This window comes from Confluentibacter lentus (assembly GCF_002806995.1).
Classification (GTDB): domain Bacteria; phylum Bacteroidota; class Bacteroidia; order Flavobacteriales; family Flavobacteriaceae; genus Confluentibacter; species Confluentibacter lentus.
On the sequence record NZ_NIHE01000009.1, the window covers coordinates 82,347 to 98,166 of the forward strand.

General features: G+C 31.0%; 13 protein-coding genes. 4 read left to right on the plus strand and 9 right to left on the minus strand.

Annotated elements, in window-relative coordinates:
- The first annotated feature begins 224 nt into the window (after positions 1-224).
- Entirely contained in the window at positions 225-857 is a 633-nt protein-coding gene (locus tag CDH50_RS13535; RefSeq protein WP_100612824.1) for an N-acetylmuramoyl-L-alanine amidase family protein, read from the plus strand.
- Here the strand turns inward: CDH50_RS13535 and CDH50_RS13540 are convergent.
- The 9 genes from CDH50_RS13540 to CDH50_RS13580 all read right to left on the minus strand — a co-directional run bounded on the left by CDH50_RS13540 (position 847) and on the right by CDH50_RS13580 (position 9,021).
- Positions 847-1,323, minus strand: a complete 477-nt coding sequence (locus CDH50_RS13540; protein WP_100612825.1) for a Mov34/MPN/PAD-1 family protein — start codon at positions 1,321-1,323, stop codon at positions 847-849. The two genes, CDH50_RS13535 and CDH50_RS13540, sit on opposite strands and share 11 nt — an antisense overlap.
- On the minus strand, positions 1,320-3,068 hold the full coding sequence (locus tag CDH50_RS13545; protein ID WP_100612826.1) for a ThiF family adenylyltransferase: 1,749 nt from the start codon (positions 3,066-3,068) through the stop codon (positions 1,320-1,322). Before CDH50_RS13545 ends, CDH50_RS13540 begins: the two co-directional genes overlap by 4 nt.
- Positions 3,068-4,066 carry a CBASS cGAMP synthase gene (locus CDH50_RS13550; protein ID WP_100612827.1) on the minus strand — a complete coding sequence of 333 codons (999 nt, stop codon included), beginning with the start codon at positions 4,064-4,066 and terminating at the stop codon, positions 3,068-3,070. The genes CDH50_RS13545 and CDH50_RS13550 overlap by 1 nt, the downstream gene beginning before the upstream one ends.
- 3 nt (positions 4,067-4,069) lie before the next feature.
- Positions 4,070-5,095, minus strand: a complete 1,026-nt coding sequence (locus CDH50_RS13555) for a CBASS cGAMP-activated phospholipase (RefSeq protein WP_100612828.1) — start codon at positions 5,093-5,095, stop codon at positions 4,070-4,072.
- A 135-nt stretch (positions 5,096-5,230) separates the two neighbouring features.
- The gene (locus CDH50_RS13560) at positions 5,231-6,319 is read right to left on the minus strand and encodes an exonuclease/endonuclease/phosphatase family protein (protein WP_100612829.1); all 1,089 of its coding nucleotides are present in this window, start codon (positions 6,317-6,319) and stop codon (positions 5,231-5,233) included.
- A gap of 12 nt (positions 6,320-6,331) precedes the next feature.
- Positions 6,332-6,988, minus strand: coding sequence for a P-loop NTPase family protein (locus CDH50_RS13565; protein ID WP_100612830.1), 657 nt, complete (start codon positions 6,986-6,988; stop codon positions 6,332-6,334).
- Positions 6,972-7,592 (minus strand): hypothetical protein, encoded by a 621-nt coding sequence (locus tag CDH50_RS13570; protein WP_232732017.1) that lies wholly within the window; start codon positions 7,590-7,592, stop codon positions 6,972-6,974. Before CDH50_RS13570 ends, CDH50_RS13565 begins: the two co-directional genes overlap by 17 nt.
- Before the next feature lie 39 nt (positions 7,593-7,631).
- The gene (locus CDH50_RS13575; protein ID WP_100612832.1) at positions 7,632-7,904 is read right to left on the minus strand and encodes a helix-turn-helix domain-containing protein; all 273 of its coding nucleotides are present in this window, start codon (positions 7,902-7,904) and stop codon (positions 7,632-7,634) included.
- Between the two features lie 298 nt (positions 7,905-8,202).
- The gene (locus CDH50_RS13580; RefSeq protein WP_157804997.1) at positions 8,203-9,021 is read right to left on the minus strand and encodes an RteC domain-containing protein; all 819 of its coding nucleotides are present in this window, start codon (positions 9,019-9,021) and stop codon (positions 8,203-8,205) included.
- Between the two features lie 407 nt (positions 9,022-9,428).
- Here CDH50_RS13580 and CDH50_RS13585 point away from each other — a divergent pair, with 407 nt between their 5' ends.
- The 3 genes from CDH50_RS13585 (at position 9,429) to CDH50_RS13595 (ending at position 15,818) form a co-directional block, all read left to right on the plus strand.
- Positions 9,429-11,150 carry a helix-turn-helix domain-containing protein gene (locus CDH50_RS13585; protein WP_100612834.1) on the plus strand — a complete coding sequence of 574 codons (1,722 nt, stop codon included), beginning with the start codon at positions 9,429-9,431 and terminating at the stop codon, positions 11,148-11,150.
- Positions 11,151-11,455: 305 nt separating this feature from the next.
- The gene (locus tag CDH50_RS13590; protein WP_100612835.1) at positions 11,456-13,627 is read left to right on the plus strand and encodes a prolyl oligopeptidase family serine peptidase; all 2,172 of its coding nucleotides are present in this window, start codon (positions 11,456-11,458) and stop codon (positions 13,625-13,627) included.
- Between the two features lie 4 nt (positions 13,628-13,631).
- Entirely contained in the window at positions 13,632-15,818 is a 2,187-nt protein-coding gene (locus tag CDH50_RS13595) for a peptidase domain-containing ABC transporter (protein WP_100612836.1), read from the plus strand.
- Positions 15,819-15,820: the final 2 nt, after the last annotated feature.

The window sequence follows — 15,820 nt, forward strand, 5'->3', positions numbered from 1 at the left end:
TTTTAAATTTTTAGTATCCGTGCAGTACGTCATACTTCGCCGTCTGCTAAGACTTTTGCGAAATCTATTATGAATTGAAGCTTATGGAAGAAAAAAACTAAACTTTAACGCAACTTCCTGTTAAACTTTGGAAGATTCTTAATGTTGCGATTGATTTCTTGAATTTTGTTCAAACAACTATCAAGATAAGCACTTTGAAACCATTTTATAAAATACTATTGACCATGAGTTTATATCTCATGGTTTTATCTCTCAATTGCCAAAATATTGAAGGCAAAAAAGTTGTGGTTATTGATCCTGGGCATGGAGGAATCGATTCTGGAGCTGAAGGCATTAATGGCATACAAGAAAAGGATATTGTGTTAAGTATAGCAAAGGAGATGGTTCGATTAAATGCAAATACCAAAAGTGATTTTGAAATCTATTTAACACGCTATGAAGACACATTAATATCATTATCGGACAGGACACGATTAGCAAAAACACTAAAAGCGGATTTGTTTATTTCTTTGCATTGTAATAAGTCTGAGAACCTAAAGGCCAGGGGTGTAGAAGTTTATGTTAATGCAAAAGGGGGTAACTTTTTAAAAGAATCTGTGCTGTTGGCTTATGCTTTACAAAAGCAAATGAAAACCAAGCTTGGATTTGAAAGTAGAGGGGTTAAGTTTGGAAATTTTCAGGTTTTGCGAGAAACTATAAATTATTGTCCAGCTTTTTTAGTAGAGTTAGGGTTTTTGAGTAATTGGGATGAGAATAGAGCCTTAATTTCTAAAGAAGGGCAAAACGTAATAGCTATAGAGTTACTAAAATTAATTCAATTAATAAATTCTTTTAATAAAAATAAATTCAGAGATTAATGAAATTAATATTTTTAAAAGCCTTTATTTCATTCTTGTCTGCATATGAAATATAAATACCTTTTCTGCCTAAAATAAGCATAAAAATTATCTTAGAATTAAGAATATTGCCTCTTATTTGTTCTAAAATCGATTTCTTATCAAGACAAGAGGGAGTAGGATAATCTTCGGGATGAGTGTGCCATTCACCTAAATATATTTTCTTTCCTTTACTGTCTTTAAAATTTTTATTAATTATTTTTTGCGAATTCTTTTTAGATCTAGTAAAATTATATCTACTTGATTTGTCAAATCTACTAGGTGAAGAAGAATCAATAATTGAATAATTATTATCTTCTAAATAATAACCAATTAGAATTCCGCCAGCTTCTGGCTTGTGGTTTTCATCTTGAATAAATGACTTCATTTTTTCGAATACTTCTTCGGATATTTTGATAGATAAATTTCCTAACTTAAATTCTATCATAAATCATTTATTACTAGGTCATATAAATTATTATCATTGGCAAAATCTGTAATTACTAATCCCTTACTATTTAGTAATTCTTTATTTCCAATCCAAGAATAAACTTTCGAAACGTTATCGTTATTGACAATATGTCCCTTTATATATGGAAAAATGGTTGAAAGAAATTGAATTAAATATGAAGCCGAATATGGAAAATAACCCGTTTGACAACTTCCTTCAATCAAATATGTTTTGTCATGTTGTTTTTCTGAGTTTGATAAAACGCTATAAGGGTAATTTTCTTTTTTAATTAAACCTAAAGCCCTCTGTGCATCATTTGGCATTATGAATAACATCTGTCCACTTGCTAAAAAAGGTTCTACCCAAAAAATAAATAATGGCCTCGTTAATTTTTCTTCAATTGAAGCTTTTAGTATAAATTCCTCAATCATTGTTTTGCCAATGGCTACAATATGAAAATCACAATCATTTATAAAGTTTACCTCGTTTTGGATAATTGTTGTTACCGATTTTTTTCTGACTTCTACTTCAATTAAAGGGTTAGAGTTTTTTAATTCATATTTTATTGCATCAACTTTGTTATTTTTCAAAAATGAAAATCCTGATAAATGTCTATTAATATTTTCTGATGATAAAATTTCCTTATCAATTAGGTTGAATTTGTTGATAGGCAAGTTTTTTAAGAAGAAAATAAGATTAGAACCAATACTTCCTAAACCGCTGATTACTAAGCTTTTTTGAGATTCTATGTATCCTGTTGTTCTTAATTGTAATCTATCTAGACTTAAGTTGTCAAACGTTATTCTTGTTGCATATTTTTTTTTATTAATGAGATTGGATAAATGATCTATTTTTGAATTGATTTTTCTAGGCCCTCCTTTTTTTCTAGACAAAATCTCTAAATTTTTATATGTCCATCCATAGTATTCGTTAGATGAATTGCTATTATTTGTAAAAATCACTAAAACACTATCAAAATCATTACTTCTACATAAATCTTTAAATTTATTGTAGTTAATATTATCTTTTTTTATAATTGTTAAAGTTTCTGTAAAAGTTAATTCAAATGGGGGTTCAATAAAATTATTTTCAATAATCAATATGCCAATTTCTTTGAAATTGCATTTGTATTCTTTTGCATACTCTTTGATTTTTTTAAAATCATTAGCATTATTACTGATAAAGTACTCATAATTTGAAAGGTAATTATTTGTAAATTTTATACCTTTTATTTCTTCATCACTGCTATTATTAATAGTATGAAATCCTAAATTTAATATAACATCAGTTTTAGAATAAGCCAGTTCCCAATATGCTTTAAATTCTTTTTTAAATTCTTTTTTTCGATACTCAATATCTTCGGCGTCACGAATTATCTTTTTTGCTTTTGAAACTATTAACTCAATAAAAACAACAAAATTAGTTTTCGGCAAAATCAAATTCAGCCCTTCATCAAAAACACAAATACTTAAATCCTCGTTTATGTGAGGAATGTATTTTAAATTATGATAGCTTTCCTTACTAATAAAGATCTTGGGCGTTACAAAAGGGAAATCGTTTGGAAAGTTCAGATATAATTTAACATCAACATTTTTATGGTTAAATGTTATTTCTGTCTCAATCTCCCAAACAATACTTTCTTTAAAAAATTTATAATCGAGTGCTTTTAATTCCTCACATTCTAAATTTTTACAGATTTCAATTTTGCTAAATTCTTTTAAAAGTAATCCGTAATCAATCATTAAGCAGATTTATTATCATATCGCAATTGGTCCGGAGATGCGAATGCTTTAGCCACATCTTCATCCTTTTCATTAATACTAGAGCAAGGAAACCTATCTCCTATATGTTTTTGCCATTTTGCACAAGCGTCTTTTTTACTTTTTACTTCGACAGCTTGTTTTCCAGAAGTTATTAAACTGTTTAAAGCATCAAGAAAATCTTTTTTTCTCGTTTCGGATGAATACTTGTCTAATAAGTTTTCTAAAGTGTCAACAGTAGGTCTATAACATTCGTATTTTGCCCAGATATGTCTTGTGTCATCTATAGATTTTTGAATTCCTTGTAAAGTTTCTAAAAATGATTCATCGTCTCTATCCTTTGAAACATAATTATTAACTGCAAGAATTGTGAACACCATACCACTCGGGAGGTTCAAGTGACTTTTATTATCTGTCCAAGCCTTTAAATAACGCACTATTCTCTTTAATTGATTTTTATCCTTCGCTTTTTCATCAAACCATTTTTTGAAGGCATAGGGATCACTTTCTATCCATCCTTTAGTTTTATGAGCAAGTTCTGGAATATCTTCACTATCAAAGAAATTCTCGTTATCAGTATCAGTTGTTTTATAGTAAATAGGCAAATCAACATGATAGCTTTTAGCATACTGAACTCTAACACAAGTGTTTTTATCAATTGTTTCTTGATTTGTACGATTTTCAACCGCTTTGAAAATCCAATTATGAGCAGTATTAGGTGTTGGTTTATCTTCTTCCTTTCCAAAAATATAAACTCCATCATCAACATCATATTCTCCACTTATTGGTAAAATTGTAGTATTCATAGCAAAAGAACCTTGTCCTTTAAACTTTACAGTATGTTTATCTCTGTTTTTATCAAAATAAGTTTCAATATCTTTTCTTATTGAATTTCTAGAAGTTCTCAACTCATTCTTTTTTGTTGAACTTAATGCAATTATTCTATTAAATTCTGTAAAAGTTTCATGTAAATCAGCCATAATTTATCTTATTATAAATGTTTTTTTTGTTGTAAATAATCTTTCTATTTCTTCTTTTTTCTCAAATATCAGTGCCTGATCTTTTGCTTTTATTTTCATTAAATTATATGCCTGCTTATTAGCGACATCAAGTTGGATTAAACTTTCTTGTTCAGTTGCAATTGAAACACTTGGAATTCTAATATATTTTATATCTACATTATATATCTCTGTTATTTTGGATAAGAAAAAATCTGTAAAATAACTTTGACCATTCATTGAAGTTTCAAATAAATCAGCTCCCCAATCTTTAAATGACCGCTCTCGTTTTAAGCCAATTTTTTTGCCTCCAGTAATTGTAAGACTACTCAGAGATAGTATTTCAATAGAATCATATTCTTTACTTTCACTATTTCCAACAAAATAATTTAGAGCCTCTAATAAACCAACCAGGGCTGGATTATTGGCCCAAACTCCCCCATCAATAAACTGTTCGTTATCGTAAAATTCGGATTCTGCTATTGGAAAATATGTTGGTGCTGCAGTTGTTGCTAAAGCAATGTCTATGATTGGAGCTTCATTATCTCTTGATAGTTTCCCTTTTAAATGATCAAACTTAAATACTTTTGGTTTAGCTTCTGTTATAGAATAACTGGGTATGCATAACAAATTGGAACAATCTTTTATTTGTTTTTTTCCAAAAATTTCAATCAATGCTTCTTTTAATCCTTTGTCAGAATACTTTCCCCCTTTTGCAATCTGTTTTAAAAACCCATAATCGATTGTGCCAAAAAATGGAATTTTTCTCTTTTTATGCTTTGGGAAAATTAGTTCTCCTTTATTTTCATAAAATTCACAGATATTTTTTGCTGATATTTTTAAAGATAAAGCCAAGGCTATTAAACCACCAGTTGAAGTACCACAAATCATATCAAAATGATCACTAGTTTTACAATTAAATTTTTCTTCAAATTTTTTTAATATTGATGCGGAGTATAAACCTTTTATGCCACCACCATCTATTGATAGAATTTTAAATACTTTTTTCATAATACCATAAAAATATGTAATATATTTCTTAAAAACTATAACTTTTTTATAAAAAATAAATATTACAATTTGGTAAGAATATTTCTAATAAATTTACATGTTTCTTTTTAATAAATATGAATATTTAATTAAACTTTAATTTTCCCCCCAAACCAAAGGATGCTCACTAGCAGCAACATTTTTATTAGTTACAGATTTATAAACAGACCATTGCGGTCGCTTTTCTGGCCACACGGCTTTTCGGTTTAAGCCACTATCTTTCATGGTTTCAAATAGGGCAGGAGAAAGTAACATATAATCTTTTTGCTTGATGTTAACCCCTTTTCTATACGCTCCTAACCTATGGTAAGTAGCATCATTTCCAGCATCACACTCAACCTCAAAAGACAAGTGTTTAGTAATGTCTTTTAAATTGGTTTTTTGAATTAATGGCGATAAAGAATCGCAATAGGACGGTGCATTAAGTGTTCCTGCAACTATGATATTGGTTTTATCTTCAGCTATCCTTTCCTGGTAGATGTTTGCAATGTAGCTTGCTTGTTTTTTTCTTATAGCATCCGTATAATCCTTGTCTTTTGTTTGTTTTTGTAACTGGGTTGATAAAATATGAATGGTTAAATTAGTTGGAGTTAAAACTTCGTATTCAACAAGGCAATTTATGGGATGTATTTTTATTGAAACTAGTTTGTAATCTTTACGGAGTAAAATACCCAATTCCAAACCTTTAAGTGTATCACTTTGTACAACAAAAGATTGTGCATAAGGTTTGCAATTAAATTTTGGCAAAATCAATTGGTTGAATTCTTCCAAAGACGCTCTATCTTCAATTTCTTGAAGCAATAATATATCCGGATTAACAGCTGCAATAACGCATGCTTTGTTATCAGTAGCTTCAGGTCTAATTGGAGTGGTTTGCAATTCTATCCAACCATTCCATTTTGTGAGGTCACTGGCCTTGGAATCGGTGGAATAGTTTAAGCCTTTCATATATAAAAAACCTGCTTTTCTACGCAAAACAGCATAAGGTCGCGGACTGGATTTTTCAAAACCTGTTAAAAAAGAGAGTTCCCTAATACGGGTTTGATCTACTAAAGAAATGGATGGTTTTCGCATTAAATCATCAAGCTCGTTTATCCAATCGGTTAAATTTTTTCCGAAAGGTTTTTCTAATAAGCTTTTATCCCGATGGAATAAATTCTGGATGTTAAAAGTTGCTATTTTCATGATGTTTTGGTTTTATTTTCGTTTATCATTTGTGTGCTTGTCAAAGGCAATGAGGTTGAATAATTGGCGCATTCTACTCCGTACCCTATTTCCGTACAGATCTTCCAATTCCTCGGCATTCAAGTTCGTTGTGGCATGTGTTTTTATGTTGTGTTTTAGGAAAATTTCATATCGGGATAAGAGTATTTCTCCCATGACATTGCAATCTTTTCCATAATGTCTGCCAATGGGTTCAACACCCAAATCATCAAAACAAAAAAACTGACCGTTGCCATAATCTTCAATGGTTTTGTAGCCAATATGGTTAAACCCGAAAACGATGTTACGAGAAGGTACTACAATGTATGGACGTTGATGTGGGACAATGAATTTTAAAAGTCGCATCAAACTGGTTTTGCCACAACCAACTGGACCAGAAAGTAAGATGCCTTTGTTTGGATCGATATCATGTCGTTCGCAGTTCTCAATGTCTTTTATAAAATAATGGCAAAGTTTCATAATGACGTTATGGTCTTCTTCGTATATTTTAAAATGCTTACCAAAGAGTAGTTTTCCTTTAGCATCCAGATAAATTAGTATTTTCCCAAAATCATAGGTAACAGCTTTTCCATCGAATGTACCAATGGAAAATTCTACACCACCTTCGGTTATTTTAGAGGGGTTGACCATAATCTTTGATTTTAGTGGTTTTAAGGTTGTCCTTGTTTTGAGACACTGCTTCAACCTTTTCTATATCGTTTGCTTTCAGCATCCAATTTTCAGCTGTTGCGTGCCAGTTGACAATTTTTATTTTACCACCTAGTTTCCATCCAATAGAAGTATAATGATTATAGAATTTTTTACCTTCAATAACAGTCCATCCTTTTTTTATAAAAAAATCTAAAACTTCATTTTCATTTTTAGGTAGCTTAGTTTTAATACTGTTTTCTATTTGTTTATTAATGTTTATATTAGGTACTATTGCTTGTACACTACTTGTTTCAAGCTTGTTCACAACTTGTTCAGGAGTTGTATCAAAAATGAGCATCTTCACCCGACTCCCTTTATAAGGATTATGGGATGGTAAATATTTGATATATTTCCAGGCATCGAGTGCTCTAAGGCATCGATGATAAGTTGCATACGAGCCAATCTTGGATAACTGCATTATTTCTTCCCGATTTATAAAGAATTCTTTGGGAAAACGACTTAAGTTCCAGTATTGGAACAGTGACATATATAAGCTTACATGCGTGGGGTTTAAACGACTATCTTTTATAAATTGCTGAAACACAGAATTAAGGTGTTTTATGTAATTGACATGATTCAAAACTTATTTGGAGATTTTATTTTGTTCAAACAAGGTTGAAATCTCCTGATGGTCGTAGTAAATAACACCACCTATTCTAGAGAAGGGCAACGTGCCATTATCGCGAAATGTTTGCAGTGTTCCTTGAGAAATACCCATCATCTTTTTAACATCTGATGATTTTATCCATTTCTTTGGTGTGCCTTTAGATGAATTATTTAGAAGTTTTTTAATATCCGCAAGGAGTTCTAACTTAAACGCTCTCAAATCTTCTGTTGTAATTATGTTTGCAGGCATCTTCTAGTGATTTTAAAAAAGCAAAACCGTCGGAAATTAAAATTAAGCGTTGACGGTTTTGCTACAAATTGGCTTTCGTTTTACAAAACTGTTGCAATCTTTCATTCTTTCATCACAAGTAGTCACCTAATAAGGTCAAATTTTAACATTTATAATTTGAGCAGGGTTTTAAAGCAAATACATATGAAAACGTAGCTTTTTATTCACATAAAATCACTAAAATCTGATTGGTAAACTAAAAAATCATCTAATTTTAAATTTTACCTAATAAGGTCTTTGTGGTATTTTAAAAGTTGGATTAGCCGTCTTGGTTATCCATTTCTTGGATAAGCCTTGAAGATAGGTCGTCCAAGAATTTGGTGCGGCTTTTTTTTCGGGATTTTATTTCAGAATATATTCTATAAAAATCAATATGTTGCATATTGAAAACCTGCTGTAGAGCTGTTGCGATTTCTTTTATACCAACTTTACCTTCATTAATAATATCACTATGATAAAGCGCATAGGTTAGCTCAGTAAATGCGGACTGGGATGCTGTCCATTTTAGCTTGCTATGTGAGATTGACATTGGTTTATTATTGCTATCTATGAGGTGTTCTAGATACGTGATGAGTCGTTTATAAGCATGGAATTTTCCTAAAAGCAAATCGTGTGATGTGTTGAAATCCATATCAAAAAAGTAAGCTTCTGAATCGATTACATGTACATTGAAAGTGGTTTGACGAACAAAGTATTGGTTATCAAAATGTGTATTCCCGAGCGTAATGTAATTGGCAAAATTCATATGATGCACAAAAAACGAATTCAACCTATTGATTTTTTCATTGATAAAATCAATTTGAATGGTTTTGCCCCCTTTTGGAAATTCGCTTTCAAAGGCGAATAGTTCTGTGTAGTAGATTAGGTTCGAGAGTGGTATTTGTTTAGAGAATTTAAAAAACTCGATTTCTTTTGCGTTAGAATCAAATTTGTGTGAAACTATTGAAGTCCTGAACTTAGCAAGCAAATGTCTGCATAATATAATCGATTGACTTGATTTTTCTATACGCTTCATATCGGACAACTCCATTTGTTGTAGTTGCAAGCTTAAATTATGCGATAGTGAGGAATAATCCATTTTTGAAATGTTATGTAGCCTTTTGTGCGCCTTTTTAAAATAAGGCATTAAATACCAACCAAAAAAACAAAGAGTGTAGTAATTTATAAATCCTTATAATCTTAAATAGTGAATTTGTAAATTCCGAGTTATTGACATAATAGATATAACTTTAAAATTTAACCAAATTGATATTCACTTCACAAGACAGCAAGCTAAATGAAGTTCAAGACTTCTTTAACTTATTATAATCATGATAATCCCATGTCTTAAGTAAACAAATCTGTGTTAAACATTAAGTTTATTAAAGTAGGAATAAAACTTAATTTTTGTGGTGAAAATAATATTTTAATTAAAAATTATTAACTTTATTGTAATTAATAAGTTGAAAAACAACGATTTGCTTTTTCTACAATTAACTTTTAATAATGCTGGAAATTCATAGTGTAGATTCATACCATCCATTTTTATCTATTTTTTTTAAAAATTTATTATTTTTTCTTGTGGCTTTAATTGGGACATCCCAAGAAAAGAACTATTTCTTAAAAAGTGATACACTCCAAAACAAAACTTATGAACAGTTAAATAATTTATCGGATAATGCCATCCAAAGTAATAATAGCATTTCTTTAAGTGCTTATAGAAATTATCATCTTAAAAAAGCCAAAAACGAGAATAACCATTTAGAAATAGCACGTGCCTATTATTCATTTATAACTTGGGAAAATTTGAATAAAGATTTGGCATATTGTGATTCTATAATTGATATAACAAAAAATAGTGATCATCAAGCTTATCCAACCAATGGATATTTACTCAAAGCACAATTATACTATAAAAATTCAGATTTTGTCAAAGCTTTGGATAATTATATAATAGCCAATGACTGGGCGATAAAGAAGCAATTTGAACCTTTACAAATTGAATCTGTTTTAGGGATTGCCGCTATTAAAAATGTTTGGGGTCAACATGAAGAAGCTTTGGGTATGTACAGGTCGAATTATTTCGAGATCATACAATCACCAAACTATATGGATGATTTGTATTTTGAATATATCGAGCTTGCTAGGAATTTTTCGCTTTCTCTAATTAGAAATAACGAACCAGATTCTGCATTGTTTATTGTTAAAAATGCCATGAAAAATGCTCATGAGGCACAGGATTTGATCTCTTATTACGATTTGGGAAAGGTTCATGCCACGGCTAATTTTTATTTGAAAAAGTACCCCAACACATTAGACTCTCTTTTGAAATTTTCACCAAAATACTCCGATATAGTTCTTGCTGACAGTTATTATATGATGGCTAAAATGTACCAATATAAATACAATCATTTATTGGCTGAAAAGTATTTTAAAAAAATAGATTCGATCCATCAAAGCCTAGGAGATCCGTTTCCTGAATTAAAAGATGTTTATAATGAACTGTACAAATATTCAAAAAAACGAGGTGAAAATGAAAAGCAGTTGTATTATTTAAATCAATTATTAGCGGTTGACAGTATTTTGGACTTAAATTATAACAGCGTAAATGAAAAAATGCGACTGGATTATGATATTCCCCAATTTAAAAAAGTAAAAGCCAACTTAACAAGAAAATTAGCCATGAAGGAGCAACAATTGTGGTTATATATCGTTCTTTCCATCCTTATAATATCAATATTACTTTTCATTTACTTTAAACGTCAACAAAAACTAAAAGATAGGCTACATAAATTATTGCAAACAGATGTTATTGAAAATACGGAAGTAATATTTAAAGATACAAAGACTAGTTCCATAGAAATGTCAAAAGACACCATTAATGATATTTTGGAGCAACTATCATCTTTCGAAAAATCTAAAGGATACCTATCAAAAGATATAACCCTTCATTCTCTTGCAAAGGAGTTTAACACGAATTCATCTTATTTGTCAAGCATTATAAATCAAGTCAAACAAATTAATTTCGCAACTTATTTAAAAAATATGAGAATAATCAATGCCATTAATGAAATCAAAAAAAACAGAGAATTGCTGAAATACTCCATGAATGGGCTAGCGGATGAATTCGGCTTTTCTACTGCAGAATCATTTTCTAAAGCATTTAGAGAAAAAACAGGAGTAAAGCCATCTTATTTTCTTGATGAGCTAAGAAAGGAAAAGATGTAAAAAAAAATACACGTTATTTATAAATGACGTGTATAAACCTGTGGTTTGAATAACACGCTTTTTTACTTTTATAAAAGTTATTAATCCATAAAAACTTTTAATTATGAAATCAAAAACAGAGAAAAAAGCAAAGAGTCTAAGCAAGTTTTCAAATAAGAAAATTAAAAATCCAGAGGCTATAATCGGGGGTGGAGATGGTCCCATTGATCGAGATAAGATTAGAACATCAGAGAGAAGGTGATTTCCAAACTAATCCTAAAAAAACCTTATTCAAAGTGTTTTTTTAGGATTAAAATCTGATATATATGAAATATGTTTGCCTAGTATTATTAGGTATTATCATTTTAAAATGTGATAGAAAGGAAAATATTAAAGCTTTTCTGAATTATCCTCATATGGTTAAATATGCTGTAAAGGATAACTATTATAGCGTCACAATAGAGGACGAATACCGCCATTTGGAAAATCTTCATGACTCCACAGTCATAAATTGGTTCAGGGATCAGGATGATCATGCTGAAAAGTTTTTAGGAGAGTTAGAAAATCAAGTGTTGATTGCAGGTCAGATTAGATCCTATTACTCAAACGAACACCAACTTATTTCTAATGTAAAATCCACAAAAAATGGAAGAAGTTTTTTTCTTAAAGGAAGCAACAAAGGTGATGTTGAGAAACTTTTTTATAAAGAAAATATAGATTCTGATGACATTGAACTGTTTGATCCAAGAACATTTCAAAAGGACCTAAATCGAGAATACACCATCAATTATATACAACCATCTTGGGAAGGGGGCTATGTATTGGTTTCTTTAGGGTATGATGGACTTAAAGGTTCTAGTTTGGTGATTATAGATATGAGGACAAAAAAATTACTTCCAGAAATAATAACCAATGCAGCCCCGGACACCTATCTAGGTGTTTCATGGCTTCCAGATTCAAGTGGTTTTTTGTACTTATATATTCCAGTATTGGATTCAAATGAGGGAAATTATATGTTGAATTCAAGCACAGTGATGCATAAATTAGGAGATGATCCAGATAAACGACATATTGTTTTTTCATCGCGGTCAGATAAAGGAATAACAAAGGAAGATATTCCCATAGCAAAGGTGCTTTCAAATAATGATGAGTATATAATTGGTTATAAAGCTTCGGTGGAAAATTATTGGTCGGCTTATTATGCGAACATTAGTGATCTGAATAAAGATGAAATTATTTGGAAACCGTTTTATTCAACAGAAGATAAGATTTATGCTGATTATGGTTATTTTATGGGAGATGAATTTGTCTTCGTCTCTGGAAAAGATGCTGATAATCGATGCGTTTCCAGTTTTAATATAAAGTCCAAGGCAACTTCAACGACAAAGCAATTGGTTCCTGAAAAAAAAGATGAAGTAATTACATCGTTATATGCTGCGAACAACAAATTATATTATACAACTTCTAAATTTGGAGTAGAGGCCTTTTTGTATGAATACAAAGAAGGGGAGGAATCGAAACTAAAGTTGCCTTACACTTCAGGAGCTATCCACCTTTATAGCAGTTCTAATGAAAGTCCCAATTTGTATATTGGTATCGATGGATGGACTATTGATTATAAAAGATTTATTTTTAAGGATTCTCAATTTAAACTTGACCCTTTGTCCAGTCATCAAAACTATCCTGAATTTGATGAACTAGAAGTGAAAGAAATTCAAGTTTTATCGCATGACGGTGTTCAAGTACCTATGTCTTTAATTTATAGAAAAGATATAAAGATGAACGGATTAAATCCAACATTTATATATACTTATGGCGCTTATGGAGAAACTATCGCTCCCTATTTTTCACCTATTTTTTTAAATTGGGTACAAAATGGAGGTGTATTTGCTGTACCCCATATAAGAGGGGGCGGAGAAAAGGGTGATTCTTGGCATAAGCAAGGTATGAAATCAACCAAATCGAATTCATGGAGAGACATTATTGCTTGTACAGAATATCTAATAGAAAATAAATTCACTTCCAAAGGAAAAACAGTTTTATACAGTAGCAGTGCTGGCACAGTTTCTACAGGCATGGCTATTGTGGAGCGCCCAGATTTGTTTAAGGTCTTTGTAGCTGTTGTACCCATGCTAAATCCATTGCGCAGCGAAGCACGTACCAATAATGCATCCAACTATCTTGAATATGGTTCTGTAAAAGATTCTTTGGAGTGTATGGCTCTTATTAAAATGGATCCTTATGTTAACTTAAAACCCAATGTCGATTACCCTGCCTCTTTAATTATATCAAGTTTCTATGATGCTCGAATTGATCCCTGGATTCCTGGAAAATTTGCAGCTAAATTACAAGCCTATTCAACCTCTGGGCTTCCTGTTTTTTTGGATGTTATATACGATGCTGGCCATGATGGTGGCGATACCATGGAAGAGCGTATACAAGAATATTCCAGAGTATTTGCCTTTGCCTTTTGGCAGACCAATCACAGTTTAAAGTAATATAATAAAGGTGTTTCCAAATTTTAAACAAGTAGATACTAAAGATTGTGGAGCGACCTGCTTAAAAATTATTGCAAAATACTATGGCAAGAATATTTCAATAAATGTGCTACGAAACTATTCAGAGACAACGAGAACAGGGAGTAATCTTAAGTTTTTGGCAAGAGCTGCAGAAGCTATTGAATTAAAATCCTTGCCTGCAAAAATTGATTTTGGACAATTAAACCAAGTACCACTGCCGTGTATATTGCATTGGAATAAAAATCATTTTGTGGTGCTTTATAAAATCAAAAAAGAGGTATGCTTTATCTCTGATCCTTCACTAGGACTTATAAGGTATAAAAAATCAACGTTTTTAGAACATTGGATAGGAAATAACGCCAAGGAAAATTTAGAAGAAGGCGTTATTCTTCTCTTAGAACCAACATTTAATTTTCATTCAAACAGTTCGGAATATAAAAAACAAGCATTAAATATCTCTTTCGTAGCTAAATATCTAATACCATATAAACCTTTCATATGGCAATTAGTCTTTGGGCTAATAGCGGGTAGCATTTTACAACTTATTTTTCCGTTTTTAACTCAAAGCATAGTTGATGTGGGAATTAAAAACCAAGATATAAACTTTGTGTATTTGGTATTGTTAGCACAATTATTTTTGTTTATCGGTAGGACAGCCATTGAACTTATAAGAAGTTGGGTTTTATTGCATTTAAGTAAGCGCATTAATATATCCATGCTTTCTGACTTTTTCATCAAGTTGATGAATTTGCCAATTGCTTTTTTTGATACCCGACTTACGGGTGATATTTTACAACGTATGAGAGATCATGAACGTATTGAGAAATTACTAACATCCTCATCCCTCCAAGTATTGTTTTCATTGGTGAATCTGTTAGTGTTTGGACTGGTTTTAATCTATTATAACATATCAATATTTGTAGTTTTTCTTTTAGGGAGTCTGTTATACTTCAGTTGGATTCTCTTATTTCTTAAAAAACGCAAAGTAATAGACTACAGAGAATTTTTAGAAACCTCTAAAGAAAGGAGTAAGGTCATTGAACTTATAAATGGTATGCAGGATATTAAATTGCATAATGCAGAACAACAGTTTCGTTGGGATTGGGAACACATCCAAGCAAAATTGTTTAAAATATCCATAACCCGAATGAAATGGGATCAATATCAAGATATTGGATCAGGGTTTATTAATGAGTTAAAAAACATTCTAATAACCGTTTTAGCTGCTAAATTGGTCATCGAAGGGCAAATAACATTAGGGATGATGTTAGCGATAAGTTATATCGTAGGACAACTAAATAGTCCATTATTACAATTAATCGATTTTTTGAGTGACTTCCAAGATGCTAAAATATCCATAGAGCGACTTTCTGAAATCCATTCTAAAGATGATGAAAATAGTGTCGTTAACCGTGTTTTAGATATTAATGAAAAATCAGATATAGTTTTGAAAGAGGTCGCATTTAGATATCAAGGGGTGGAAGCCCCGACGTTAAAAAATCTGAATTTAACTATTCCCCATAATAAAGTCACAGCTATTGTAGGTTCTAGCGGAAGTGGTAAAACGACATTAATGAAATTGCTGTTAAAATTTTATGAACCAGTTAATGGAAAGATATTAGTTGGAAACACCACACTTCAGGCGGTTTCATATGACTGTTGGAGAGATCATTGTGGTGTGGTTATGCAGGAAGGACATATTTTTAGCAATACCATAGCAAGAAACATCAGTATGACTGGCGAAGATACTAATTCAAATAAATTACACATGGCCGTCAAACTAGCCAATATTAAAGATTTTATTGAATCACTGCCATTATCATATAATACTGTGATTGGCGCTGAAGGTATGGGGCTAAGCACCGGTCAAAAGCAACGTATTTTAATTGCCAGAGCCATATACAAAAACCCAGACTATCTATTCTTTGATGAAGCCACGTCTGCTTTGGATGCCAATAATGAAAAGATAATAATGGAAAACCTAGGGGCATTTTTTCAAAATAAAACGGTTGTTATAGTAGCACATCGCCTGAGCACTGTAAAGCACGCAGATCAAATTATTGTTCTAGAGGATGGAAAAATTAAGGAAGTAGGGAACCATAATTATTTATCAACTCTAAAGGGATGTTATTACCATTTGGTTAAAAACCAATTGGAATTAGGAACTTAAAA